Source organism: Actinomadura alba (assembly GCF_014323705.1).
Classification (GTDB): domain Bacteria; phylum Actinomycetota; class Actinomycetes; order Streptosporangiales; family Streptosporangiaceae; genus Actinomadura_C; species Actinomadura_C alba.
Map to the genome: position 1 here is coordinate 35,399 of NZ_JABVEC010000016.1, position 24,980 is coordinate 60,378.

The 24,980-nt window shown below is 70.4% G+C and carries 23 protein-coding genes; 3 read left to right on the top strand and 20 right to left on the bottom strand.

Annotated elements, in window-relative coordinates:
• Positions 1–163: 163 nt before the first annotated feature.
• From HKK74_RS21090 to HKK74_RS21110, 5 genes are all read right to left on the bottom strand, one after another.
• Positions 164–2,656, bottom strand: coding sequence for an ABC transporter permease (locus tag HKK74_RS21090; protein WP_187244990.1), 2,493 nt, complete (start codon positions 2,654–2,656; stop codon positions 164–166).
• Positions 2,656–3,447: an ABC transporter ATP-binding protein gene (locus HKK74_RS21095; protein ID WP_187244991.1), complete on the bottom strand. Its 792-nt coding sequence runs from the start codon at positions 3,445–3,447 to the stop codon at positions 2,656–2,658. Before HKK74_RS21095 ends, HKK74_RS21090 begins: the two co-directional genes overlap by 1 nt.
• Before the next feature lie 315 nt (positions 3,448–3,762).
• The gene (locus HKK74_RS21100; protein WP_187244992.1) at positions 3,763–4,005 is read right to left on the bottom strand and encodes a chaplin; all 243 of its coding nucleotides are present in this window, start codon (positions 4,003–4,005) and stop codon (positions 3,763–3,765) included.
• A 187-nt stretch (positions 4,006–4,192) separates the two neighbouring features.
• Positions 4,193–4,888, bottom strand: a complete 696-nt coding sequence (locus tag HKK74_RS21105) for a response regulator (protein WP_187245121.1) — start codon at positions 4,886–4,888, stop codon at positions 4,193–4,195.
• 8 nt (positions 4,889–4,896) lie between these two features.
• A complete protein-coding gene (locus tag HKK74_RS21110) occupies positions 4,897–6,075 on the bottom strand; it encodes a sensor histidine kinase (protein ID WP_312881652.1) in 1,179 nt (392 codons plus the stop codon).
• Positions 6,076–6,208: 133 nt separating this feature from the next.
• On the opposite strand from HKK74_RS21110, the gene HKK74_RS21115 reads away from it, so the two are divergent.
• Positions 6,209–7,204, top strand: a complete 996-nt coding sequence (locus HKK74_RS21115; protein WP_312881653.1) for an SAM-dependent methyltransferase — start codon at positions 6,209–6,211, stop codon at positions 7,202–7,204.
• Positions 7,205–7,282: 78 nt separating this feature from the next.
• Here HKK74_RS21115 and HKK74_RS21120 read toward each other — a convergent pair whose 3' ends face one another.
• The 3 genes from HKK74_RS21120 to HKK74_RS21130 form a co-directional block, all read right to left on the bottom strand.
• The gene (locus tag HKK74_RS21120) at positions 7,283–8,452 is read right to left on the bottom strand and encodes a cytochrome P450 (RefSeq protein WP_312881654.1); all 1,170 of its coding nucleotides are present in this window, start codon (positions 8,450–8,452) and stop codon (positions 7,283–7,285) included.
• A gap of 93 nt (positions 8,453–8,545) precedes the next feature.
• On the bottom strand, positions 8,546–9,784 hold the full coding sequence (locus HKK74_RS21125; RefSeq protein ID WP_246491828.1) for a PH domain-containing protein: 1,239 nt from the start codon (positions 9,782–9,784) through the stop codon (positions 8,546–8,548).
• A 488-nt stretch (positions 9,785–10,272) separates the two neighbouring features.
• Positions 10,273–10,962 carry a PH domain-containing protein gene (locus HKK74_RS21130; protein WP_312881655.1) on the bottom strand — a complete coding sequence of 230 codons (690 nt, stop codon included), beginning with the start codon at positions 10,960–10,962 and terminating at the stop codon, positions 10,273–10,275.
• 192 nt (positions 10,963–11,154) lie between these two features.
• Between HKK74_RS21130 and HKK74_RS21135 the strand changes: the two genes are divergently transcribed.
• Entirely contained in the window at positions 11,155–12,243 is a 1,089-nt protein-coding gene (locus HKK74_RS21135) for an NADH-quinone oxidoreductase subunit D (RefSeq protein WP_187245126.1), read from the top strand.
• A gap of 22 nt (positions 12,244–12,265) precedes the next feature.
• Here the strand turns inward: HKK74_RS21135 and HKK74_RS21140 are convergent, their stop codons facing one another.
• The 12 genes from HKK74_RS21140 to dacB form a co-directional block, all read right to left on the bottom strand.
• Complete coding sequence (locus HKK74_RS21140) at positions 12,266–12,754, bottom strand: DUF3180 domain-containing protein (protein WP_187244994.1); 489 nt, start codon at positions 12,752–12,754, stop codon at positions 12,266–12,268.
• Positions 12,751–13,326 carry a 2-amino-4-hydroxy-6-hydroxymethyldihydropteridine diphosphokinase gene (gene folK, locus HKK74_RS21145; protein ID WP_187244995.1) on the bottom strand — a complete coding sequence of 192 codons (576 nt, stop codon included), beginning with the start codon at positions 13,324–13,326 and terminating at the stop codon, positions 12,751–12,753. Before folK ends, HKK74_RS21140 begins: the two co-directional genes overlap by 4 nt.
• Positions 13,327–13,339: 13 nt before the next feature.
• Entirely contained in the window at positions 13,340–13,720 is a 381-nt protein-coding gene (gene folB, locus HKK74_RS21150; RefSeq protein WP_246491840.1) for a dihydroneopterin aldolase, read from the bottom strand.
• A 16-nt stretch (positions 13,721–13,736) separates the two neighbouring features.
• On the bottom strand, positions 13,737–14,159 hold the full coding sequence (locus HKK74_RS21155) for a nuclear transport factor 2 family protein (RefSeq protein ID WP_187244997.1): 423 nt from the start codon (positions 14,157–14,159) through the stop codon (positions 13,737–13,739).
• On the bottom strand, positions 14,156–15,025 hold the full coding sequence (gene folP, locus HKK74_RS21160; RefSeq protein ID WP_246491829.1) for a dihydropteroate synthase: 870 nt from the start codon (positions 15,023–15,025) through the stop codon (positions 14,156–14,158). Before folP ends, HKK74_RS21155 begins: the two co-directional genes overlap by 4 nt.
• Before the next feature lie 82 nt (positions 15,026–15,107).
• Complete coding sequence (locus HKK74_RS21165; RefSeq protein WP_222722556.1) at positions 15,108–16,793, bottom strand: GNAT family N-acetyltransferase; 1,686 nt, start codon at positions 16,791–16,793, stop codon at positions 15,108–15,110.
• Positions 16,794–17,013: 220 nt separating this feature from the next.
• Positions 17,014–17,637: a GTP cyclohydrolase I FolE gene (gene folE, locus HKK74_RS21170; RefSeq protein ID WP_187244998.1), complete on the bottom strand. Its 624-nt coding sequence runs from the start codon at positions 17,635–17,637 to the stop codon at positions 17,014–17,016.
• Positions 17,638–17,644: 7 nt separating this feature from the next.
• Positions 17,645–19,657 (bottom strand): ATP-dependent zinc metalloprotease FtsH, encoded by a 2,013-nt coding sequence (ftsH, locus tag HKK74_RS21175; RefSeq protein ID WP_187244999.1) that lies wholly within the window; start codon positions 19,655–19,657, stop codon positions 17,645–17,647.
• A gap of 194 nt (positions 19,658–19,851) precedes the next feature.
• Complete coding sequence (gene hpt / locus HKK74_RS21180; protein ID WP_187245000.1) at positions 19,852–20,439, bottom strand: hypoxanthine phosphoribosyltransferase; 588 nt, start codon at positions 20,437–20,439, stop codon at positions 19,852–19,854.
• 99 nt (positions 20,440–20,538) lie between these two features.
• Complete coding sequence (gene tilS, locus HKK74_RS21185) at positions 20,539–21,615, bottom strand: tRNA lysidine(34) synthetase TilS (RefSeq protein ID WP_187245001.1); 1,077 nt, start codon at positions 21,613–21,615, stop codon at positions 20,539–20,541.
• Positions 21,593–22,747 carry an Rv3626c family coenzyme F420 biosynthesis-associated protein gene (locus tag HKK74_RS21190; RefSeq protein ID WP_187245129.1) on the bottom strand — a complete coding sequence of 385 codons (1,155 nt, stop codon included), beginning with the start codon at positions 22,745–22,747 and terminating at the stop codon, positions 21,593–21,595. Before HKK74_RS21190 ends, tilS begins: the two co-directional genes overlap by 23 nt.
• A 230-nt stretch (positions 22,748–22,977) precedes the next feature.
• Entirely contained in the window at positions 22,978–24,300 is a 1,323-nt protein-coding gene (gene dacB / locus HKK74_RS21195) for a D-alanyl-D-alanine carboxypeptidase/D-alanyl-D-alanine endopeptidase (RefSeq protein WP_187245002.1), read from the bottom strand.
• Positions 24,301–24,447: 147 nt separating this feature from the next.
• On the opposite strand from dacB, the gene HKK74_RS21200 reads away from it, so the two are divergent.
• Entirely contained in the window at positions 24,448–24,936 is a 489-nt protein-coding gene (locus tag HKK74_RS21200; protein ID WP_187245130.1) for an inorganic diphosphatase, read from the top strand.
• The last annotated feature ends 44 nt before the right edge of the window (positions 24,937–24,980 follow it).

A 24,980-nucleotide genomic window follows, 5' to 3' on the forward strand; every position in this document is an offset into this window, starting at 1 on the left:
TGGCACATCGAATGCGTTCACTTCGTTCCAGTCCTCTGCCGGGGTACCGGACGTGCGAAAACATGCTACTCGGTTCCGGCGGGCCGCTCGGCTCGGCAGCCGATCACTCGGCGGCCCGGGAACCGGCGGCCGATCACTCGGCGGCCCGGGAACCGGCGGCCGGTCACTCGGCGGCCAGGGACTCGACGATGGAGGCTCTGGCGGCCCGCCGGGCGGGCAGGACGGCGGCGATCAGGCCGGCCAGCGCGGCGAGGGCCATGAACACGAGGATCTGCGTGTACGGGAGCCGGAAGAGCGCTCCTTCGAGCACGGCGCGGGTGGCGGCCCAGCCGAACAGCGTGCCGAGCACGACGCCGGTGAGAGCACCGATCAACGCCATGATCATGGACTCCACGGAGAGCATCCCGCGGAGCTGACGGCGGGTCAGGCCGAGGGCCCTGAGCAGCGCCGATTCCCGGGTCCGTTCCACCACCGAGAGCGTCAGCGTGTTGGCGATGCCGAACAGCGCGATCACGATGGCCAGCCCGAGCAGGCCGCCGAAGATCATGAGCATCGTGTCGATGGCCCCGCTGAACTGGTCCTTGATCGAGGCCGCCGAGGCCACCCTGACCGCCGGGTGGTCCTTGGTGGCAGCGTCGACGACGGACCGCGCGGCGACCGCGTCCACACCGTCCTTCGCGTTGAGATAGACCGCGGTGTCGCCCAGGGCGCCGAAGTAGGAGTCGAAGTCCCGCTCCGGCACGAGGACGGCGGGCAACGGGACCTCTCCGGCGAAGACCGCCGCCACCGTCAGCCTCTTCGGTCCCTGCCGGGTGGTCAGCTCGATCGACTGACCGGCCACGCGGTCACCGGCGACGCCCTGGTGCAGTGCGACGGTGCCCGGGCGCAGATCGGTCAGCGACCCGCTCTTCGGCTCCGGCTTGATCATCGTGCCGATGGCCGACCTGGTGACCGTTCCGATCCGGCGTTCGGTCCCGTCGAGGCGGCCGTCCGCCCAGCGCACCTGGGCCACCGAGCCGATCCTGGGGTCGGCTCGCAGGCCGTCGGCCAGCGCCCGTGGGATGGTCCGGTCGCTGCTCACCTGGGTCTGCAGTAGGTAGTCGACGGGAAACTGCGCCCGGATCATCTCCGACGCGGTGGCCTTCACGCTCGCACCGAGCACCGCGAAGAGGGTGACCAGGCCGACGCCGATGGTCAGTGCGATGGTCGTGGTCGCGGTGCGTCCGGGTGCGCGCCGCGAGTTCTCCATCGCCAGCCGGCCGGGTACTCCGGCGAGCCGGGCCGGAAGCGCGCCGATCATCCGGGCCAGCGGCCGCACCAGGGCCGGCATCAGCGCTATCGCGCCGAGGAAGGCCAGCGCACCGCCCACGGCCGTCATCACGAGCGCGCTCGGGCCGGTGGGCGCCACCAGCGCACCGACGGCGGCGAGGCCCAGGCCAAGGCCGCCGAGCAGCACGGTGACCGCGATCCGCGGCCGGCCGATCCGCAGCCGGCCCGTGCCCGGCTCCGGTTCCGAGCGCAGCGCCGCGATGGGCGCCACCCGGGTGGCCGCCCTTGCCGGCAGCAGAGCGGAGACCACCGTGACGGTGATCCCGGCGAACAGCGCCACCACGACGGTACTGACACCGAGGGAGAACGCGCCGACGGGCAGGTCGCCACCGAGGAAGTTGATCAACGAGAGTGCCGCCGCCCCGAGTCCGGCTCCGGCGGCGAGACCGAGCAGCGAGCCGGCCAGCCCCACGACCGCCGCCTCGACGACGACCCCGCCGAAGACCTGCCTGCGGGTGGCGCCGACGCAGCGCAGAAGCGCCAGTTCGCGCATGCGCTGGGCGATGAGGATTGTGAATGTGTTGTAGATGACGATGGCCGACACCAGCAGGGACACCAGCCCGAAGAGCAGCAGGGCGATGCGCAGCACCGCGGTGTCGCTGCCGTTCTCCGCGGCCAGCCGGTCACCGAGCTGCCGGCCGGTGAGCACCTCGTAGGAGCCGCCGACCGCCGTGGCCACTGCGTCCCTGGCGGCCGGGCCGACGACGTCGATCTCGGTGAAGCCCTTCTCGCCGGTCATCGCGGTGGCGGTGGCGGAGGTGAAGCCGACCGCGCCCCGATAGGACACATCGCCGTCGATGCCCAGATCCACCGTGCCGACGAGCCGGAACGCGCGCGGAGTGCCGTCCGGACCGAGGACCTTGACGGTGTCGCCGACGCGGTGGCCGGTGGACTTGGCGGTGTCCTCGTGGAGCACCGCCTCGTCGGCGGCGGCCGGCGCCCTTCCGGCCACGACGTCGTACCGCCGCAGCGCGCCGGCGGCCGGCAGCGAGAGGCCGACGGTCGGCAGATCGCCGAAGGCCCTGCCGTCCTTGCCGAGCAGCGGCGAGTCTCCGCGCACGATCCCGTGGGCGTCCGTGACGCCGGATACCGAGCGGATCTTCGTCAGCAGTTCGGCCGGAAGCCTGCGATCGGGCGCCTTCCCCGGTCGTACCGCGACGGCGATCTTGCCGGCGGAGGCGGCGAACTTCTGGTCGTAGCCGGCCTGCATGGTGTCGGTGAGCACGAACGTGCCGGTGATGAAGCCGACGCCGAGTGTGATGGCGAGCGCGGTGAGCAGCAGCCGGAGCTTGCGTGCCCGAAGCCCCGCGAGCGTGGTCTTCAGCATCAGTCCCCCAGCCGCTTGAGCTCGTCGAGCACGCCGCCGGAGGTGGGGCCGTACAGTTCGGACACGACCTCGCCGTCGTGCAGGAAGACCACGCGGTCGGCGTAGGACGCCGCCACCGGGTCGTGGGTGACCATGATGATCGTCTGGCCCATCTCACGGACCGAGGTGCGCAGGAACCCGAGCACCTCGGCACCGGACCGTGAGTCGAGGTTGCCCGTGGGCTCGTCGGCGAAGATGACCTCAGGCCTGGAGACCAGCGCGCGGGCGCAGGCGACCCGCTGCTGCTGCCCCCCGGACAGCTCCGACGGGCGGTGGGCCAGCCGGTCGCGCAGCCCGAGTACGCCGATGACGTGGTCGAACCACTCCCGGTCGGCCCTGCCCCCGGCGAGTTCGACGGGGAGCAGGATGTTCTGCTCGGCGGTGAGCGTGGGCAGCAGGTTGAACGCCTGGAAGACGAAACCGACCCGCTCGCGGCGCAGCAGCGTCAGCCGCTTGTCGGTGAGCTCGGTGATCTCGACATCGCCCAGCACGACGGAGCCCCGGGTGACGACGTCCAGACCGGCCAGGCAGTGCATGAGCGTCGACTTGCCCGAACCCGACGGCCCCATGATCGCGGTGAACGCGCCACGGGCGAAGCCGACGGTGACCCCTCTCAGGGCGTGTACGGCCGCGTCGCCGGTGCCGTAGACCTTGCTCACCTCTGCGGCCGAGACGGCGGGGGCGGCATCGGGCTCCGCCGGCGGGCGGGGGGCGCGACCCTCTGCGGTGGCGTCGCGGAAAGTGCCGTTCACGTGGGACTCCTAGTGGAATTCGGACAACGCGCTCAACACTAGAAATCCGCACGGGCACTGCCATCGTCCGCTCGTGTGGCGTTCTCTGCGATCTTGGGCTACTCGCGGGGCGGCTTGTACGACTCGAGGCTGATGGATGCCCAGGTCGTCCTGTCCTCCTACCCGTTCCCGCCACCCGGCCAGGAACCCACGGCCGGGAACCCGCCAGCGGATCGCCGTCGAAGCGCCGCAGACGCCGCAGACGCCGGAGCACCGGGCCGCTCGACGCGGGTCCCGGTGCTCCGGTGCCGAAGCGCGCTACGCGCGCGGGGCCGGTCAGTAGCCGTGGTGACCCTTCACCTTCGCGCCGCCCTTGCAGCCCGAGCCGGCGAAGCCGATGACGGCGACCGAGTTGCCGCACACGTTGATCGGAATCGAGATGGGTGCGAAGATCTGGTTGCCCCCGAGGATCGAGTGGTCGCCCCGCGTGAAGTTGTCGGCCTGCGCGGGCGTGGCGATCATCATCGCGCCGGCGGCCGCGACCGCCACTACGCCGGTGGCGGCGATCTTGCTGAGCATGTGAATCCTCCCGTACGTCTGGGCCGGTGCGGCCCGTCCTGACATGCACGTCCCTGTCGGCTCATGGTTCTGAGCCACGCCTGCCGTCAGGCATGCGCTACGTAAGGTAGTTATTCGGCTACTCAGCGGTAGGCTGCGGAAAGACCCAAGGATGAACGCGAACAGTCATCAAAAGGTAATGGACATGTTACTCACTGTGACCATTATGTCCTTGCTTGACCAGACCCGTCTCGTACGCGTAGACGACCGCCTGTACCCGATCCCGCAGATCCAGCTTCGTCAGGATGCGTCCCATATGGGTTTTCACTGTGGCGTCGGAGACGTACAGCCGCTCGGCGATCTCCGCGTTGGACAGACCGCGGGCGACCAGATGCAGCACCTCGGACTCGCGGGCGGTGAGCAGGTCGAGTCCCCGGTCGCGCACCGGTTCCCGCTCCGGCAGGTGCACCGCGAACCGGTCCAGCAGTCTCCGCGTCGTGCTCGGCGCCACCACCGCGTCACCCGAGTGCACGGCCTTGATCGCCTCGATCAGCTGGGCCGGGCCGGCATCCTTGAGCAGGAAACCGCTCGCCCCCGCCTTGATCGCCGCGAACGCGTACTCGTCGAGGTCGAACGTGGTGAGGATGATGATCTTGGGACCGCCGACGCTGATCCGCCTCGTCGCCTCGATCCCGTCCATGCGCGGCATCCGGACGTCCATGAGGACGACGTCGGCGGTGGTCGAGCGCAGCAGCTCCACCGCCCGCGCGCCGTCACCCGCCTCGCCGACCACGTCGATGTCCGGCTGTGCGTCCAGGACCATCCGGAAACCGGCCCGGACCAGTTCCTGGTCGTCCACCAGCACAACCCGGATGGGCGGCCGTTCGCCGAGATCCTCGATCATGTGCTCACTCACGTCCTCGCCGCCTCACGCACCGGAAGCCGCGCCACCACTTCCCAGCCACCTCCCGATCTCGCCCGGGCCAGCGCCGAGCCCCCGTACATCGCCACACGCTCCCGCATCCCGACCAGCCCGTGCCCTCGGCCGTCGTCGGCCGCCGCGGCGCCCCGCCCGTCGTCACGGACCCGTACCTCGACGGAGTCGTCACCGTAGTGCAGGTTCACGTGCGCGGTCGCGCCGGTGCCGGCGTGCTTGAGCGTGTTGGTCAACGCCTCCTGCACGATCCGGAAGACGGTCAGCTGCAGCCCCTGCGACAGCTCCCGCGGCACCCCGTCGATCTCGAATCGCAGGGGCATTCCCGAGGCGCGGATCTGGTCGACCAGATCGGTGAGCTGCTCGATACCCGGCTGCGGGGCGTAGGAGCCCGTGTCATCGCTCTCCCTGAGCACTCCGAGCAGCCTGCGCATCTCCGCGAGCGCCGTGCGCCCGGTCGCCGAGATCGCCTCCAGCGCCTGCTTGGCCCGCTCCTTGTCGGACTCGATCGCGTACGCCGCGCCGTCGGCCTGCACCACGATCACGCTGACGTTGTGCGCGACGACGTCGTGCAGCTCCCGCGCGATCCGCGCCCGCTCGGCGGCCATCGCGACCTGCACTTGGGTGTCCCGCTCCCGCTCCAGCCGCGCGGCGCGCTCCTCGAGCGAGCGCAGGTAGGCGCGACGGGTGTTCATGTAGATCCCGAACACCCACACCGCGGCGACCACGACCGTGAGGAAGATGGCCGGGCTCCGCGCCTGTTCCCAGCTGAGCCCCCACTGCTGGCAGGCCTCCATGATCGCGCCGGCCTCAGCCACGATCGCCGCGGTCAGCCCCCAGCGGAACCCGCATCGCGAGGCGACCGTGTAGAGCGCGATCAGGACGGCGAGGTCGGGCGGCAGCGCGGCGATGTGCGCGGCCCACTGCACCGCCGCCACCACCGCGATGAGGACGAACACGGCGCGAGGCCACCTCCGCCGCCAGATCAGCGGCACGCACAACCCGAGCGTCAGCATGATGAACTCGGCCTCGCTGACAGTTCGCTGGCCGACGTTCGAGCCGTACATCAGCACCGACCACGCCGCGATCGGCAGCATGAAGCAGAAGTCGACCAGCGGCGTCTGCCGCCGCCACCACGCCCAGGCTCTCCCCACCACGGGTTCAGGGTACGTTCGCCCCGGTCGGCCGACATCGGTCTCGGGTCGGACTCCCGTACGACCTCAGGATGGCGTCCGGGACGGCGCAGAGACCGGTCACGGCCCTCCCGCGCGGCCGCGATACCGTCACGCTGTGGGGTGGGTCACGTGGCGCCAGGGCATGGAAGGGGCGCTGTACGGCGAGAAGGGGTTCTACCGTCGCGGTGAGCGTCCCGCGGCGCATTTCCGCACCTCGGTGCACGCCTCGCACCGGTATGCCGCCGCGTTCGCGCGGCTGCTGGCCGAGGTGGACGCGTCGCTCGGGCACCCGGCTCGCGTGGATCTCGTGGACGTCGGCGCGGGCTGTGGAGGGCTGACCACCCAGATCATGAGATCGGTGCCCGCAGGGCTGGCGGCCCGGCTCGCCCCCACGGCGGTCGAGGTGGCCCCGCGCCCGCGCGAGGTCCCCGTCGAGCTCGCGTGGACGGCCGAGCCGCCGGAGGAGATCAACGGACTGGTGATCGCCAACGAATGGCTCGACAACGTGCCACTCGACGTGGTGGAGCTGACCCCGCTGGGACCGCGGATGGTCCTCGTCGATCCGGCGACGGGCGCTGAGCGCATCGGACCGCCGCTCGACGCGGCCGACCACGACTGGCTGGCCCGGTGGTGGCCGCTCCGCGAGCCGGGCGACCGGGCCGAGGTCGGCCGGCCGAGGTGCGAGGCATGGGGCGCGGTCGTCGCACGGCTCCGCCACGGGTTGGCGGTCGCGGTGGACTACTCGCACTCCCGCGAGGCGAGACCGGCCCAGGGGACGCTCGCCGGCTACCGCGACGGGCACGTTGTGCCGCCGGTGCCCGACGGCTCGTGCGACATCACCGCGCACGTCGCCCTGGACGCCTGCGCCGTGTCGGGCGAGAGGGCCGGCGCGACCGCGTCGCTGCTCACCACCCAGCGTTCGGCGCTGCGCTCACTCGGCGTGACGGGTGCCCGGCCTCCGGTCGAGCTCGCGCATCAGGACCCGCAGGCCTACGTCGCCGCGCTCTGCGCCGCCGGCGAGGAGGCCGAGCTCATCGATCCGGCCGGCCTGGGCGGCTTCGGCTGGCTGGTGCAGGCGACCGGCATCCCGCTTCCGCCCTCGCTGGCCTGACTCTCACGCCACGACCTCTCACACCACGACGTCTCACACCACGACCTCTCACACCACGACCTCTCACACCACGACGTCTCACACCACGACGTCGAGGGCCTTCAGGCCGCGCAGGACGAAGCCGGGCTTCCAGGTGGGCTCGGCGGCCAGGCTCAGGCCCGGCGCGAGCCTCAGCAGGGCTCCGAACGACTCGGCGAGCTCGATGCGGGCGAGGGGCGCACCGAGGCAGAAGTGGATGCCCAGGCCGAACGAGATGTGCGGGTTCGGGGTCCGGGCCAGGTCGAGGCGGTTCGGTTCGGTGAACACCGACGGATCCCGGTTGGCCGAGGCGAACTGCAGAGCGACCTCGGCGCCACGCGGGATGTCCACGCCCGCGACCGAGATGTCCTCCAGTACCCATCGCTCGAACATCGGGGCGGCGGTGTCATAGCGCAGAAGCTCCTCCACGGCGCTCGGGATCAGCGCGTGGTCCGCGCGGAGCCGGTCGAGCTCGGCCGGGTTGCGCAGCAGCGACCACCAGGCGTTGCCGGTGGAGTTGACCGTGGCCTCGTGGCCTGCGTTGAGCAGCAGTACGCAGGTGCCGACGAGCTCGTCCTCGGTGAGCCGGTCGCCCTCGTCGGCCACCTGGGCGAGCGCACTGATCAGGTCCTCGCGCGGGGCCCGGCGGCGTTCCCTCGCCAGGTCGCGCAGATACGCGGAGAACTCGGAGGCCGCGCGCACCGCCGTCCGCTGCGCCTCCTCCGAGGGGTTCAGCTCGTACATCCCGCAGATGTCGGCCGACCACGGCCGAAGCAGGTGACGGTCGGACTCCGGCACGCCGAGCATCTCCGCGATCACGGTCACCGGCAGCGGCTCGGCCACCTCGGCGAGCAGATCGCCGCCGCCTCCGGCGACCAGGGAACCGGCGAGCTCCTCGGCCAGCCGCCGCACCGTCGGGCGCATTCCCTCGACCATGCGCGGCGTGAACGCCTTGGCCACCAGCCGCCGAAGCCGGGTGTGCGCCGGCGGCTCGACGTCCAGCATCCCGGCCCTGATGAGATCCCAGAACGGCCGCAGGAACTCCGGCTCGGCGAGCTGCCCGAACTCCTCGTGCGACGCCGTGTGGAGGTAGGAGCGGCCGAGGAGGCGACTGCGCAGCAGGGAACTGACGTCCTCGTACCGGCTGATCACCCACTGCCGCGTGGGCTCGTGGTAGAAGACCGGGTTCTCTTCCCGCAGGGCCGCGAAGACCGGATAGGGATCCGCCACGAATTCAGGCGACCAAGGGTCATATGCCACATTTGTCACCCCGCCACGGTAGCCAGCCGGGTCCTCGTCCGACGTCCCGGGTTCGTGAATCGGTCAGCGGGCCCATTGGGGGCGGTCACCGCCTCGGGCGCGGGCGACGCGCGCCCGTTCCGCCGTCGACTCGACGATGAGCCGCGCCTCTTCGAGGTCCCGGTTGACCGCGGCCACCTGAACCGGGCCCGCCGGCGCGTCGACGTGCACGGTCCCGAGGCCCAGCAGCCGCTGCAGCGGACCCGCGCTGAGCCGTACGCTCTGCGCCCGCGCATGGGCGATCACGTCGGTGCTGCGGCAGAACAGGCCCCGGCGGCTCACGAACACCACGTCGTCGGCACCCGCCGCCGCCTCCCGGTCGAGCGACCACGACCGCCCGGACGCGGGCAGCAGCCGCAGGGCGCTGATGTCGGTGCCCGGGAAGGCCAAGGAGACGAGGTCGTACGCGACCTCCCGCGGCGCCACCGGCACCAGCACCGAGGAGAACACCTCCCGCTCCCCCGAGTAACCCGCCACCGTGACGTCGACCCGCGCCCAGCCGCTGGACCGCCAGATCGACGGCTCCACGATCCGGATCGCCTGTACCCGCCCCGGCGGCACCGTCTGCATCCGGGTCTCCAGCAGCCCGTGCCGCAACCGGAGCCCGTCCGGGGACATGGCGACGGTGAAGTTCGCGTTGATGACCAGTGGCGCCACCACGCCGCGCAGGAGGCCCAGCAGCGCCGGCACCGCACCGCCGAGCACTCCGAACTCGGCGTACGCGAATCCCACCAACAGCAGCGCCACGAACAACGCGAAGGTCCCGAAAACCGGCACCTTGAGCACGAGCGAGGCCAGCAGCGTGCTGAACCGCACCCGCCAGATGAGCCGCTCGGGCGCCTCCGGGGTATGGCCGGGCAGCCCCGCGGCCCGCGCGAGCAGTTCGGCGCGCAGCCGCTGGGCCGCGGCCCGGCCGAGGAATCGCAGCGCGATCTCCCCACGGTCACCGCCGGCCAGCTCCACGCGTACCTCGGCCAGGTTGAGGGCCCGGGTCACGAGCGGCCGTACGACGTCGACCGCCTGGACGCGCGAGAGCGAGATGCGCCGCTTGCGCTTGCGCAGGATGCCGGTCTCGACGACCAGATCGTCACCGCCGATCCAGAACCGCAGCGACCACCATCCCCAGAAACCTACGAGCATCGCCAACACGACGAACGGCACGCTGACCAGCATGAACACACCCATCTCGGCCGCGGTGACGCCCGAGGACGGGCCGAGCAGAACCGGTCCGGCCATCGCGAGATAGATGACGAGCACGGTCATCGCACGGATCAGAGCGGTAGCCCAGTGGAGCCGATGCACGCCGTGGGAGAAATGCACCGGCCGCAGCGGCGGACCGTAGCCCGCCCCGTACCCCGGAGGCGGGTGTGGAGGGTGCACCATTGGCCCTTGGCCATGACCGCCCCGGCCATACCCTCCGGGCGGGCCGTAACCACCAGGTTGGCCGTCACCGCCGAGTGGGCCGTAACCCCCGGGTGGGCCGTCTACGGCAGGTTGACCCGGCCGGCCGGGGGCGCCGTAGTTCATCGAGATCGCAGCGTGGAGACTCTGGTTTTCAGGCCGGAGAGGAAACGCAGCTTCCCCCCTTCTGCTACGTTGAGTGAGTTCGCGATAACCAAGCGGATTCGCGGCCGGGCGGGCCGTGACAGCGCGGGGAGCCCTCCAGTCGTTGGACGGGGCCGTGAACCGCGAACCACCGGCTTCTCCTGTCTGAGAGGTTGGAATCTCCCGCCTTCAGGCGGGAGAGGACGTCAACACAGCCCCATCGTCCTGGCCTCGCCCTTCTGGGCGAGCCGGTCGCGCAGAAGGGCGGCGTCGGCGGCGGGCAGGGCCGGGATGCACGCGTCCGTGGCCGCCGCCGCCGTGTTCACGCGTACGGTGGCGATGCCCAGCCACTGCTCCAGCAGCCCCGCGGTCACGTCGACGAACTGCATCCGCCCGTACGGCACGACGACCAGCCGCTTGACGAACACGCCGTGGGTGACCAGCAGGTCGTCGGAGCGCTCCGCGAATCCCCAGGACCGGTAGGCCAGCTCGGCCACGATCCAGCCGAGGGCGCACGAAACGACGACGGCCAGTACCCACAGCAGCGCGCCGACCACGCCGGCGATCACGCCGAGCAGCAGTGCCCCGACGGCGGCCGCCGGCACCGCGGTGAGGAACACGGAGATACGCCGGTGCCAGGTGAACCGGGGCGACACGCGAGCCCACGGCAGCCCGCCCGGCGGCGCGAACGCCTGCTCCGCCGGCCGCGATCGCCGCCCCGGCGGCTCGCCGTGCGATGCGTCGCGGAGCCCGAGCGGTCCGGGCCCCGTGGGCGCGCCACCCGGGCCGCCGGGCGACATCGCGGTAGGCGCGGCCGGATGCGCCCCGGGTGGCCGGTCATTAGGCGGGTAGCCCGAGGCGTGCGGATGCGGCTGATCGCCTTTGCTCGCGTTCACTGGCACTAGTCAACCGGAAGCGCCCGAGACGCGCGAGATCCCCTCATGCGACGATGAAGTGTGACCGCACACGACGAGGGAACACAGCGCCTCGACGCGCCACGAGCCGTCGAGCGGACCGACAGCGGCCCGCACGTCACCGAGCGGACCGTGGGGATCGGGGCCGGGGCCAAGGAACTCGCCACCGAGGACATGGTGCTGAACATCGGCCCGCAGCACCCGTCGACGCACGGCGTGCTCCGGCTGCGGATCACCCTGGACGGCGAGCGCATCTCCGCCGCCGAGCCGATCATCGGCTACATGCACCGGGGTGCGGAGAAGCTGTTCGAGGTGCGGGACTTCCGCCAGATCATCGTGCTGGCCAACCGGCACGACTGGCTGTCGGCCTTCGCCAACGAGCTGGGTGTGGTGCTCGCCGCCGAGCGGATGCTGGGCATGGAGGTACCCGAGCGCGCCGTGTGGGCCCGTACCCTCCTGGCCGAGCTCAACCGCGTGCTGAACCACCTGATGTTCCTCGGCAGCTATCCGCTTGAGATCGGCGCGATCACGCCCATCTTCTACGCGTTCCGCGAGCGCGAGCAGTTGCAGCGGGTCATGGAGGAGATCTCCGGCGGCCGCATGCACTACATGTTCAACCGCGTGGGCGGCCTGAAGGAGGATCTGCCCGCGGGCTGGCTCGGCAGGGCGCGCACCACGGTCGCCGAGGTCCGCAGCGGGACGGCCGACATCGCCGGCCTCATCGCCGGCAACGAGATCTTCCGTGCCCGCACCCGCGGGGTCGGCGTGCTGACCCGCGAGCAGATCCTGCAGTACGGCGTGTCGGGACCCATCGCCCGCGCCTCCGGGGTCGACTTCGACCTGCGCCGAGACGAGCCCTACCTGGCCTACGGCGAGCTGGACGTGCCCGTCGTCACCCGGACCGACGGCGACTGCCTGGCCCGGTTCGAGTGCCTGCTCGACCAGGTCTACGCCTCACTCGACCTCGCGGACGCCTGCCTGGACCGGCTGGCCGACCTGCCGCCCGGTCCGATCAACGTGCGCTTGCCCAAGGTGCTCAAGGTGCCGGAGGGCCACACGTACGCCTGGACCGAGAACCCCCTCGGCATCAACGGCTACTACCTGGTGTCCAGGGGCGAGAAGACCCCATGGCGGCTGAAGCTGCGTTCGGCCTCGTACAACAACCTGCAGGTCCTCTCGGAGCTGCTGCCGGGCAACCTGGTCGCCGACATGATCGCGATCCTCGGCTCGATGTTCTTCGTCGTCGGCGACGTCGACAAGTGACCCACCCGCCGGCCTTGGACCGTCAGGTACCGAAGGTGCCCCGGTCCTCGCGCTCGTCGTCCGGCCCCCTCGGGACGCGGCAGGTGTACTCGAGGAACAGCGCGGCGCCGACCAGGACGATCGCCGCGACGAACGTCCCGGCGCTGACGAAGAAGTCGTGCCGGGGGGTCGCCTTGTCCAGGGACGCTCCCAGATAGAGGAGGAACCCGCCGAAGACACCGGCGAGCGCGGCGGCCGCGTGGGAGCTCGCCTTGGCCAGCGCGGCCATCCGGGCGACGACGAGCGGTTCCACGGGCTTGGTCTCCACCGGCTTGGGCCCGGGCCTGCGGCGGATCCTGGCCCGGACGTTGAGGCCCGTGAAGGCCTCGCCCAGGGCCAGCAGCAGTAGCGTCGGGACGGCCGTCCACGGCAGCGGCGGCAACGTCACGTACGCCAGCCGGAGCACCACCCACGTGATCAGGGCGATGCCGGTGATGAGGGCGACGAGTATCGCCGGGCGGGTCGCCGTCACGCCGGTGGCTGCAAGGTCAGATCGTCGCGGCGGCTCACGCCCGTCATGCCGATCCCCTCGGCGAGATCGCCCACCCGGCCGTACCCGGGCAGCAGCGTGTTCGGCTCGATGTCCGCCCACGGCACCAGGACGAACGCACGCTCGTGCGCCCTCGGATGCGGCAGCGTCAGGTCCGGGTCGGTGGAGGAGACATCGCCGAACAGGATGATGTCGATGTCCAGCGTGCGGGGGCCCCAGCGGACGTCGCGGCTCCGATCCATTGAGTTCTCGATGTTGAGCAGCCGCTCCAGCAGGGTCTCGGGACTCAGCCGGGTGTCGGCGACGAGCACGACGTTGAGGAACTCATCCTGCTCGGGGATCGACTCGCCGGGGGCGGCGAACGGCGCGGTCTCATAGACCGGCGACAGCGCCACGAACGTCAGTCCCGGTGCGTCGAAAAGCGTGTCGACGGCATCCTGCAGATTCTCCAGCCGATCACCGAGGTTACTGCCGAGCGACAACACCGTACGGTGCTGGACCAGCATGTGACCGCCGGTGTGAGTGCGGTCAGGCGCCGGATTGGGCACGGTCATGGGCGGCTCCCATTCATCGTCGCGCGGTTCGGAAGATCTTCACGGACACGTCCTCGAAGGGGTGGGGCACCGGGGCGCTCGGCTTGTGCACCGTGACCTCCACCTCCTCGACCTTCTCGCCGTCGAGGCACACGGCGGCCAGCCGCTCCGCGAGCGTCTCCAGGAGGTTCACCGGCTCTCCCTGAACGATGTCGACCAGCCGACCTGCCAACGTGCCATAGTCGACCGTACGGGACAGATCGTCGGCGGCTGCGGCCGGGTGGAGGTCCAGACCGAGGACCACGTCGACGATGAACTCCTGCCCCAGTTCCCGCTCCGCCGGGAGGCACCCATGCCGGCCCCGGGCCCGCAGTCCCCGCAGTTCGATGCGGTCTCTGTTCGGTGCCATGTTCATTGCCACGCCGCGTCCCTCATTCTTCGTCTCCGATCCGGTTGAGGACCGGGGAGCCGTGGTGCAGCCACAGCCGCCACTGGCCGTCGGCGCGCACGAACATGTTGGTGGTCACCACGCTGCCGCCGGCGGAGAACCCCAGGTCGGTGTCGTCGTCGGCGGTCAGGATGTTCTCCGAGCACGTGACGACGGCATGCTCACCGCACATCTCGGTCCGCACGTCGGTGAGCACGAACTGGATGAACGGCGTGTTCGCCATGATCAGCGCCCACGAGCGCAGCACCTCGCCGCGGCCGCGGAGCAGCGGCCAGCCGGGGTGCACGCAGGACACGCTCTCGGCGTACGGCCCGTCGGCCCACACCGCCGACATGCGATCAAGATCCACCGCCTCGAAGGCGGCGTAGAACTCCGCGTTGGCTTCGTCGACGGTGACCAGGCTCATCGGATCGTGTCCACGGCACCGGCGCGGGCCACGGCGGCGGCGACCCGTACGGCGTCGGCGTTGGGCCGTACGTCGTGCACGCGCACGCACCAGACCCCGGCGGCCGCCACCAGCGCGGTGATCGCCAGAGTCGCGTCGTCGCAGTCGAGGAACGGGCGGGGAGCGCCGTCGGGCGCCGTGAGCAGCCTGCCGAGGAAACGCTTGCGGGAGGCGCCGACGAGCACCGGCAGACCGGTACCGAGGAGCGCGTCCAGATGGGCGAGCAGCGCCCAGTTGTGCTCCGGCCGCTTGGCGAACCCCAGGCCGGGGTCGAGAACGAGCAAAGACGGATCGACGCCTTCCTCGATGACCGCGTCGGCCCGCCGGCGCAGCTCGTCGGCGACCTCCGCGACGACGTCGCGGTAGACCGACCGGGTCTGCATGTCGTGGCTGTGCCCGCGCCAGTGCATGACGACGTAGGGCACGCCCGCCTTTCCGACGACCCGAGGCATCGCGGGGTCGGCGAGACCGCCGCTCACGTCGTTGACCAGCCGTGCCCCGGCCGTGATCGCCGCCTCGGCGACCTCGGCCCGCATGGTGTCGACGCTGACGTGCACGCCCTCGGCACTGAGCGCGGCGACCACCGGGATCACCCGCCGCAGTTCCTCGGCGCGCGACACCCGCTGAGCACCCGGCCTGGTGGACTCTCCGCCCACGTCGACGATGTCGGCACCGTCGGCGACAAGCTGCAGACCGTGCTCTATCGCCGCGTCACCGTCGAACCAGGCACCGCCATCGGAGAACGAGTCCGGTGTGACGTTGACCACACCCATGACCAGGCAACGACCCGGATCCGGCAAGCCCGGCACGGAGTGGTTCGTGGTCATACGGATCAGCCTATTCCTTGCTCAGATCACGTGGCGCCGCCTGCGCCGGGAACTGGCGCCGCCTGCGCCGGAACCTGCCCGATCAGACCCGGGAGGACTTCGGCGGGCGCTTGAGGCGACCGGGAATCCACAGCCGTGGCCAGACGATGAAGGCCTCGGCCTCCAGAGCGGCCAGCGCGATGCGAGGAGCGTCGTTGAAGCTCGGATAGACGAAGAACCGCGGCTGCCAGACCGGGTCGAACTTGGCGTTGAACTTGTAGAGCGACTCGATCTGGAACCAGCGGGACAAGAACACCAGCAGGCCCCGCCAGGCGCGGAGCACCGGTCCCGCGCCGATCCGCTCGCCGCGGGCGAGCACCGACCGGAAGACCGCGAAATTCAGGGACAGCCGTTTGACGCCGAGATCGGAGGCCGCCTTGATCGCCTCGACGATGAGGTAGTCGTTGAGGCCCGGCTGAGTCTCCCGGTCACGGCGCATGATGTCGAGCGAGAGGCCGTCGGTCCCCCACGGCACGAAGTGCAGGAAGGCGTGCAACTCCCCTCCCTTGGTCGCGGTGGCGATCGCGCAGTCGCCGTCGCCGGCCTCACCGACGCGGCCGAGCGCCATGGAGAAGCCCCGCTCGTTGTCGGTGCCCCGCCACGCGTTCGCCTGGTCCCACAGCGACTCGAGCTCTTCGGCGGAGAAGTCCCGTTCCCTGCGGATCTCGGCCTTGTAGCCCTGCCGGGCGACCCGGTTGACCATCTGCCGCACGTTGCGCATCGACCGGCCGTCCAGGCTGAACTCGCCGACGTCGATGAACGCCTCGTCGCCGATCTCCAGCGCGTCGAGCTGCCCTTCACGGCACCAGACCTCGGCGCCGACCTCGCTGCAGCCCATCACGGCCGGCACCCAGGCGTGCCGGTCGGCCTCGTCCATGAACGCCTTGATCACCCCGGGCCAGGCCTCCGGATCACCGAGGGGATCGCCGCCCGCGAGCATCACCCCGGAGACGACGCGGTAGGTGATGCACGACTTGCCGGTGGGCGACCAGATGACGCTCTTGTCGCGGCGCAGGGAGAAGTAGCCGAGGGAGTCGCGGGCCCCGTGCCTGGTCAGCAGATCACGGATGCGGTCCTCGTCCTCGGCCGACAGCGACGGCGCCGGCTCCGCCGGGCGCAGGAAGAGATAGACGGTCACCACACCGGTGAAGAGGCCCAGCCCGGACAGGATGTACTGGAGCAGCTCGCCCCGGCGGCCCGGGATGAACTCCACCGGGCCGTTGAGTCCGATCAGGCCGATCATGACGTGCTCGAACCGCTCGGCGTAGGAGTTGTCGCCGACGAGCAGCCGGGCGTTGAGGGACATGAAGAGCATGCCGATGAGCACGCTGCCGGCGACCAGCCCGAGCCCGACGTACATGGCCCGCCAGCGGGTCCGGGAGTCTCCGATGGCGTAGAACTCGTCGCGGTAGTGGACCAGCGCGCCGAGCATCAGAGCCGGGAGCACCAGTTCACCGGGGGCGAAGTCCCGGGCGACGCGGAACACGATGCCGGCCGCCAGCAGGATCACGACGGCACGGAACGCCCGGATCTTTCGCCGGCGGAGCGCGTGGGACAGCAGCAGGAGCAGCAGGCCGGTGATGACGGTCGCCGCCCGCGCCACGTTGATGAGGACGCCGGGAACGACGTCGGTCATCCGGATGATGCGGGGGTCCCATTCGGGGGCGACCGCGCCGATCACGTCATGGAGGCCGATGAGGAAGCACAGCCAGCCCGCCGTGACCGGCACCCATCGGCGCTGCCGCCGACGGTCCGGGGACCGGTGAGCCGCACTCTCGCCCTTACTCTGGAGAGCGGACTTCGCACGCTCTGTCTCCACCACTGCGCCCCAAAGCTCGGCATCGATTTCCGCTGAAAGCGAGACATTCGGTCAGCGGAGATGCCGACTGCCTGCCTGGCCCAAATACCCGCAGCCCCAGCTCAGAAACGACGCGGCTCAGAAACGCGGCTCAGGAGCGACGGAGGATCAGGCTCATCGCCTCCGCGCGGGTCTTCTCCGAGTCCCGGAAGTCACCTCGTACGGCCGAGGTCACGGTCTTGGCACCAGGCTTGCGGACGCCTCGCATCGTCATGCACAGATGCTCGGCCTCGATCACCACGATAGCGCCACGCGGCTCGAGAACCTGCATGAGCGCGTCGGCGATCTGACTCGTCATGCGTTCTTGAACCTGGGGCCTGCGGGCGTAGACGTCCACCAATCGGGCCAGTTTGGACAGCCCGGTGATGTGCCCCTTCTCGTTGGGCGTGTAGCCGACATGAGCGACACCGTGGAAGGGCACCAGGTGGTGCTCGCAGATGGAGTAGACCTCGATGTCCTTCACCAGGACCATCTCATCGTGATCGGCGTCGAACACGGTGTTCAGGACGTCCTCGGGGCGCTGACGCAGCCCCGCGAACTGCTCGGCGTAGGCGCGCGCGACCCGAGCGGGGGTGTCGATGAGCCCGTCGCGATCGGGGTCCTCCCCGATCCCGATCAGGATCTCTCGCACCGCCCGCTCGATGCGCGCGTGGTCGAACTCGGGCACCGGCGGAATCAGGCCCCCACCGTCGAACTCGTCTGCTGGACGGACCAAGACCGGCTCAGCTCTTCTCCTGCTCGCCCACAGTCGGCTCGGCGGCGATGCCCCCGGCCTGGCCGTTGCCGGAGGTCAGATCCTGCACGTCCTTGGGCCCCATGAGAGCGAGCTCCTTGGGGGTCAGCACCGGCGGCCGGTCCGACGGCAGCCGCTTGCCGTAGCCCGTGTAGGACTTCTGGAACGGCCGCTTGTTCACCGGAGCGAAGACGTCGAGCACCTCGTCCTTGGACAGGGTCTCCTTGTCCATGAGCCGGAGCACCAGGTCGTCGAGTACGTCGCGGTACTCGACCAGGATCTCCCAGGCGACGTCGTGCGCCGACTCGATGTAGCGCCGGACCTCGTCGTCGATCGCCGAGGCGATGTCCTCGGAGTAGTCGCGCTCGTGGCCCACGTCGCGGCCGAGGAAGACCTCACCGGCACCGGTGCCGAACCGGCGGGCGCCGAGGCGCTCGCTCATGCCGTACTCGGTCACCATGTTGCGGGCGATCGAGGTGGCCTTCTCGATGTCGTTCGACGCACCCGTGGTGGGCTCGTGGAAGACCAGTTCCTCGGCCGTACGGCCGCCCAGCAGCATGGCGAGCTGGTCGGTCATCTCCGACCGCGTGGTGAGGAACTTGTCCTCCATCGGCAGGGTCATGGTGTAGCCAAGGGCCCGGCCGCGCGGCAGGATCGTGACCTTGTGCACGGGGTCGGCGTTCGGCAGCGCGTGCGCCACCAGAGCGTGACCGCCCTCGTGGTAGGCGATGATCTTCTTCTCGGACTCGGACATGACCCGGGTCTTGCGCTCCGGGCCGGCCATCACCCGGTCGATGGCCTCTTCGAGGGTGGCCATGTCGATCTGCTTGCGGTCGAAGCGCGCGGTGAGCAGCGCCGCCTCGTTGATGACGTTGGCCAGGTCGGCACCGGTGAAGCCGGGGGTCCGCCGGGCAATGACGTCCAGCTCCACGTCGTCGGTGAACGGCTTGCCCCGGCCGTGGACCCGCAGGATGCCCTTGCGGCCCTCGAGATCGGGACGGTCGATGACGACCTGCCGGTCGAACCGGCCGGGCCGCAGCAGCGCCGGGTCGAGGATGTCCGGACGGTTGGTCGCGGCGATCAGGATGACGCCGCCCTTCACGTCGAAGCCGTCCATCTCGACCAGCAGCTGGTTGAGGGTCTGCTCGCGCTCGTCGTGACCTCCGCCGAGCCCGGCACCACGGTGCCGGCCGACGGCGTCGATCTCGTCGATGAAGATGATCGCGGGAGCGTTGGTCTTGGCCTGCTCGAAGAGATCGCGGACCCGGGAGGCGCCGACACCGACGAACATCTCGACGAAGTCGGAACCGGAGATCGAGTAGAAGGGCACGCCCGCCTCACCGGCGACGGCCCGGGCGAGCAGCGTCTTACCGGTTCCGGGCGGGCCGTACAGCAGCACACCCTTGGGGATCTTGGCGCCGATGGCCTGGAACTTGGCGGGGTTCTGCAGGAAGTCCTTGATCTCCTGCAGCTCCTCGATCGCCTCGTCCGCACCGGCCACGTCGGAGAAGGTGGTCTTGGGGGTGTCCTTGGTGATGAGCTTGGCCTTGGACTTGCCGAAGTTCATCACGCGAGAGCCGCCGCCCTGCATCTGGTTCATGATGAACAGGAAGATCAGCACGACCACGACGATGGGCAGCAGGCTGAACAGCAGACTCACGATGAAGCTCTGCTTCGGCACCTCGACGTTGTAACCGCCCTTGAGCTGCCCGACCCGGTACTTCTCCTGGAGCAGTTCCTGCAGCCGCAGGCCCTGTCCGTTGACCCAGGACGCTCGTTGCTGCGTCTTGGCCTTGTCGGCCAGGGTCACCTCGATGCGCTGATCCTTGTCAACGATCTTGGCGGAGTACACCTGACCGTTCTGGATCTCCTGAATCACCTTGGCGGTGTCGGTCGGCTCGTGGGAGCCGTTGGAGCCGGCGCCCCACATGACAAGGGCCACCAACAGACCGAACAGCAGGACCCACAGCAGCGGCCCGCGAAAGTAGCGCTTCACGTCCATGTATTCGGCAACCCCGTTAGGGGCCCGTCCCTCCTGACCAACATCTGCGAACTCACCGGACCGTGCCGGCCCGCCGAGACGGTCTCCCCCAGTGGTTACCCGGCTTGTGGCCGGAATACCGAAGGTACACCGATGACCGCGGGGCCGCAGCCGGCGATCACCACGTACCCGCTTCCAGACTATTAACGAAGCCTCTAGTCCTGTTGTTCCCCAGCCGTGGGCTCCGTGGTTCCACCGTATACATGCGGTGCGAGGGTGCCGACGAACGGCAGGTTCCGGTACCGCTCCGCGTAGTCGAGGCCGTAGCCGATGACGAACTCGTTGGGGATGTCGAAGCCGATGTACTTCACGTCGATATCGGTCTTGATCGCGTCGGGCTTGCGCAGCAGAGCGCAGATCTCCAGGGACGCCGGGCCCCGCGACCGCAGATTGCTGACCAGCCACGAAAGGGTGAGGCCGGAGTCGACGATGTCCTCGACGATGAGCACGTGGCGGCCCATGATGTCGGCGTCGAGGTCCTTGAGGATCCGCACCACCCCTGACGACTTGGTGCCGGAGCCGTACGACGACACCGCCATCCAGTCCATCGAGACCGGCGAGTGCAGGGCCCTCGCCAGGTCGGCCATCACCATGACCGCGCCCTTCAGCACGCCCACCAGCAGCAACTCCTGGCCCGCGTAGTCGGCGTCGACCTTCGCCGCCAGCTCCTGGATCTTGTCCTGCAGCCGCCCCTCAGGGATCAGCACACTCGCGAGATCCGCGCCCAGGTCCTTCTCGTCCACCCCGACACACCTTCCCCAATCGCCACGCTCGGCCACGGTCAACGGCCTCCGCCCGGTTCCACCCCGCCGGCCCGGGGAGGACCATGCGGTTTGTCGCGATCAACCGGATTCGGTTCGGCCGAATAGCAGCCTCCCATACCGGCGGAAGCCACGTACGCCCCCGGGCAGGTCAACGTGCCGCTGGCCGCGCCAGCCGGTGACCAGCAGGTCCAGCGCATCGACGTGCACGGCCGCGAGGGTGCCCGGCGGGCTGCCCGCCGCGACCGCCGCCCGCCGAAGCACCCGGGTCCGTACGGCCCGCGGGAGCGCCTCCAGCGCCGCCGTGTCCAGACCGGCCGGGTCGGCTTGGGCGTCGGCCGCGGCCCGGTCGGCCCAGGCGTCCAAGGCCTCGGCGTCGTCGCGCAGCAGCCGGGCGGTGCGTGCGAGCGCCTCGGTCACCCCCGGCCCGAGGGTCTTCTCCAGCACGGGCAGGGCGTCGCGGCGGACCCGGACGCGGGTGAAGGCGGAGTCCTCGTTGTGCGGGTCCTCCCACGGGTCGAGGCCCATCGCGAGGCAGGCGCGCCGGGTGGTGGCGCGTCCCAGTTCCAGGAGCGGCCGGACATAACGGACCTCATCCCGGTCGAAGGCCGGGGGCATGCCGCACAGCGACCGGGCGCCCGACCCCCGCGCCAGCCCCAGCAGTACGGTCTCGGCCTGATCGTTTCGAGTGTGACCGAGCAGGACGGCGGCGTCGAGGCGCCGGGCGGCGGCGTCGAGCGCCTCATATCGCGCCGTACGAGCGGCGGCCTCGGGTCCGCCCGCCGTACCGACGGTTGCGGTGACCGACTCCACGGGGTCGAGGCCGAGGCCGCGCAGCACCACCGCCACCTCCGCCGCGCGCGCCGCGGAGCCGGCCTGAAGCCCGTGATCGACGGTGATCCCGCCCGCCGGCCGCCCGGCCTTGGCCGCCTCGAAGGCCAGCGCGCCGGCCAGCGCCAGCGAGTCGGCGCCCCCGCTGCACGCCGCGAGCACCGGCCGGGCCGGGTCGAGCTCGCCCAGTGACGCGCGGACGGCCGACCGCACCGCCGCGACCGCCGGATCCAGTGCGGGACGGCGCTCGGTCCGCTCACGCGGCTCGGGGCGCTCGGAAGGCGGTGTCCTCCCGGGCTCGCCGTCAGGCGGAACGGTCGTTGTCATCGGCGGCGTCGGGCTTCGGGCCGGTGCCGTTCCTGCTCGGGGGCGCGGTGATGGCCGGCGTGCCGACCACCCGGGCGATCCAGCTCGCCGGCTCCCTGAGCTCGTCGTGGGTCGGCAGGGTCTCGGGCGAGGTCCACACCTGGTTGAAACCGTCCATGCCGACCTCGGCGACCACGCGCCGCACGAAGCGTGATCCTTCGGCGTACTGCTTCATCTTCATGTCGATGCCGAGCAGCCGGCGGATGGTCTTGTCCATCCGGGAGCCGCCCTCGCGACGTCCTTGGAAACGCGCGCGGATCTCGGCGACGGTCGGGACGACCTGCGGGCCCACGGCGTCCATCACGTAGTCGCCGTGCCCCTCGACGAGGGTCATGACGGCGGTGAGCCGGTCGAGGATCTTGCGCTGCTCGGGCGACTGGATCGCGTCGATCAGGCTGGAGTCGCCGCCCCGCACGGCGTCGACCACCGCGTCGGCGGCTTCGCGAAGACGGTTGAGCATGGCGGCGGGGTCGAGGTCGGAGGCGAGCAGGAACGCGGTCATCTGCTCCTGCACGTAGGGACGCAGCCACTCCACCCCGGTGAACTGGGTGCGGTGGGTCTCCTCGTGCAGGCACACCCAGAGGCGGAAGTCATGGGAGTCGACGCCGAGCTCGTTCTCGACGTGCACGATGTTGGGCGCGACGAGCGTGAGCCGGCCGGTCGGAGCACGACCCGAGGGGTCGGGCGGCAGGAAGAGCTCGTACTGGCCGAGCACCCGGCTCGCCATGTACGCGAGGATCGCCCCCACCTGCATGCCGGTGACCCGGGAGCCGACGGCCTGGAAGACGGCGCCAGCCGGGCCGCCGCTCAGCCCGCCCGAACCGCGGTTCTCCGCGAGCCGCTCCATGAGCGGCTCGAGCACGACGCGGAACCCGTCGACATTGGCACGGATCCAGCCGGGCCGGTCCACGATCGTGGCGGGAGCGGGGTTCTGCTCTCCATCTATTCCAGTGAATTTCCGGACATGTCCCTGGGCGATCCGGGAGAGACCGCGCAGCTCCTCGACGACCTCACGCGCCTCGGCCTGGCTCACCTGCGGGCCCGGGCGTACGAGGCGAGTCCCCGTCTGAACAGCGACATTCCAGTCGATCATTGTGCTCAATGCCTGCTCCGCTCATACCGGCCCGCGTTAGCGCGCCTCCGGCTCACGACCTGCCGCGGCAACTCGCGTTATTACTCCACCGTACGTTCCCTCCCGGCGCCGTAGCACCCTTACGCCGCCTCCCGTTACCGGAACCGGGCCGCAGGGGTCGTCGCACGGGCCGGGCCGCAGGGGTCGTCTCCCTGGCCGGGCCGCAGCGGTCGTCTCCTGGCCGGGCCGGCTCATCGGCATCCGCACGACGCGACGGTGGACGCGAGCTGGTCGAGCACCTCGCTGTTCGTGTTCCCCGCCATGAACGCGAACGCCAGCACCCGCCCGTCCTCGTCGTTGGTGATCCCGGCGAGCGTGTTGACGTTCGCGAGCGTCCCGGTCTTGGCCCGTACCATTCCGGCGCCCTGGAGGGCCACCGTCGTGTAGCGGCCGGCGAGAGTGCCGGAGAAGCCGGCGACCGGCAGTCCGGTGATCATCGCGCGCAGCTCGGGCCGCTTGCCCGACGCGGCGATGGAGATGACCCGGGCCAGCGCCATCGGCGTGATCCGGTTGCTGGTCGACAGGCCACTGCCGTCGGCGAGGCGAACGCCCTCAGCGGCGCCGAGCCGGGCGAGCACCTCCTGAACCGCCTGGGCGGCTCCCGCGAACGTCGGCGGGCGGTTCCGCTCGATCGCCACGTGCCGCACCATGGCCTCCGCCAGATCGTTGTCGCTGTCGGTCATCAGCCTCTCCACCAGCGCGGACACCGGAGGCGACTGCACAGCAGCGAGCTGCGCGGCGTTCGGCGCGGCCTGCGTACGGCCCCCGGCCGTGGCGCTGATCCCGTTCCGGCGGAGCAGTCCCACGAAGGCCTGGACGGCGGCGCCCGGCGGGTCGGCGACCCGGCTCCGCTCCCCCGGCGCAGTACGGCCCTCGTCGACCATCAGAGCGGTGACCGGGGCGACCTCCCCGTCCGGGATGTAGTTGGGCTTCCAGCCCACCGCCGTGCGGGAGCCCTGGTAGAGGGACGCGTCGTAGCCCACGCGCACCCGAGTCGTTCCCGCTGCCTTGAGCGCCGTGGCGGTGCGCTTGGCCAGGTCGGGCAGCGAGGCGGACATCGGGTAGCCGGGAGACGGCCGGGTGGTCAGGGTGGGGTCACCGCCGCCGACGAGCACGATGCCGCCGGCGCCCTTCACCACCTTGGTGGTGAGACGGCGATCGGGGCCGAGCGCGGCGAGAGCGGCCGTCGACGTGATCACCTTCGTGGTCGAGGCGGGCACCGCCGCGACCCTGGCCCGCTGTTCGAACAGCGTGCGCCGGCTCTCGACATCGACCACCACGGCGTTGATGCCGCCCGCACGGCCGGCCACCAGGCCGAGCAGCTCGGTGGCGAGGCCGCTGCCCGGCATCGGTGCCGCCGGGTCCGGGGGCGTCACCGACGTTCCCGCGACACGTACGATCGCGCGGGCCGCGACGCTCGGCGGTTCCGGCTCGAGGGCGCTGCGGGGGGTGAGGTGCACCACGGCGACGCCAGCGCCGACGGTGAAGAGGTTGAGCAGTGTCAGTGTGACCATGGCCACGATGCGATCCCGCCTCAGCACGTGACCACCCCTCCGCCCACCTGGCACCCGACGACGTGCGACATCCTTGTATACGGCAAGACCTCATTAGACACGCATCTACCGCGCGGGGGAGCGGAGGATCACATGGAAAGGAACAGAGTGGAATTCGACGTCACCATCGAGATCCCCAAGGGTCAGCGGAACAAGTATGAGATGGATCATGAAACGGGTCGCATCCGGCTCGACCGGATGTTGTTCACTTCCACTCAGTACCCGGCCGACTATGGGTTCATCGAAGGCACACTCGGCGAGGACGGAGATCCCCTCGACGCCCTCGTGCTGCTCCAGGAGCCGACCTTTCCCGGTTGCCTGATCCGCTGCCGCGCGGTCGGCATGTTCCGCATGCAGGACGAGGCCGGCGGGGACGACAAGGTCCTCTGCGTCCCGTCCACCGACCCGCGTAGCGAGCACCTCCGCGACATCCACCACGTTCCCGAGTTCGACCGGCTGGAGATCCAGCACTTCTTCGAGGTCTACAAGGACCTCGAGCCGGGCAAGTCGGTCGAGGGCGCGAGCTGGGTCGGCCGTACAGAGGCGGAGATCGAGATCGAGCAGTCCCGCAAGAGGCTGGCCAAGCAGGGACATTAAGACCGGGCGGCGACGCGATAGCGCGCACGGCGCACGGCGTCCCC

Excerpts from the sequence above, each read along its gene's own strand:
- HKK74_RS21135 (WP_187245126.1), top strand. The coding sequence starts at position 11,155 with ATGGTGCTGAACATCGGCCCGCAGCACCCGTCGACGCACGGCGTGCTC.
- folB (WP_246491840.1), bottom strand. The coding sequence starts at position 13,720 with ATGAACATGGCACCGAACAGAGACCGCATCGAACTGCGGGGACTGCGG.
- dacB (WP_187245002.1), bottom strand. The coding sequence starts at position 24,300 with ATGGTCACACTGACACTGCTCAACCTCTTCACCGTCGGCGCTGGCGTC.
- HKK74_RS21125 (WP_246491828.1), bottom strand. The coding sequence starts at position 9,784 with ATGACCGTGCTCGTCATCTATCTCGCGATGGCCGGACCGGTTCTGCTC.
- folP (WP_246491829.1), bottom strand. The coding sequence starts at position 15,025 with ATGACCACGAACCACTCCGTGCCGGGCTTGCCGGATCCGGGTCGTTGC.
- folK (WP_187244995.1), bottom strand. The coding sequence starts at position 13,326 with ATGACCGTGCCCAATCCGGCGCCTGACCGCACTCACACCGGCGGTCAC.
- HKK74_RS21100 (WP_187244992.1), bottom strand. The coding sequence starts at position 4,005 with ATGCTCAGCAAGATCGCCGCCACCGGCGTAGTGGCGGTCGCGGCCGCC.
- HKK74_RS21155 (WP_187244997.1), bottom strand. The coding sequence starts at position 14,159 with ATGAGCCTGGTCACCGTCGACGAAGCCAACGCGGAGTTCTACGCCGCC.
- tilS (WP_187245001.1), bottom strand. The coding sequence starts at position 21,615 with ATGACAACGACCGTTCCGCCTGACGGCGAGCCCGGGAGGACACCGCCT.
- HKK74_RS21105 (WP_187245121.1), bottom strand. The coding sequence starts at position 4,888 with ATGATCGAGGATCTCGGCGAACGGCCGCCCATCCGGGTTGTGCTGGTG.
- ftsH (WP_187244999.1), bottom strand. The coding sequence starts at position 19,657 with ATGGACGTGAAGCGCTACTTTCGCGGGCCGCTGCTGTGGGTCCTGCTG.
- HKK74_RS21090 (WP_187244990.1), bottom strand. The coding sequence starts at position 2,656 with ATGCTGAAGACCACGCTCGCGGGGCTTCGGGCACGCAAGCTCCGGCTG.
- HKK74_RS21190 (WP_187245129.1), bottom strand. The coding sequence starts at position 22,747 with ATGATCGACTGGAATGTCGCTGTTCAGACGGGGACTCGCCTCGTACGC.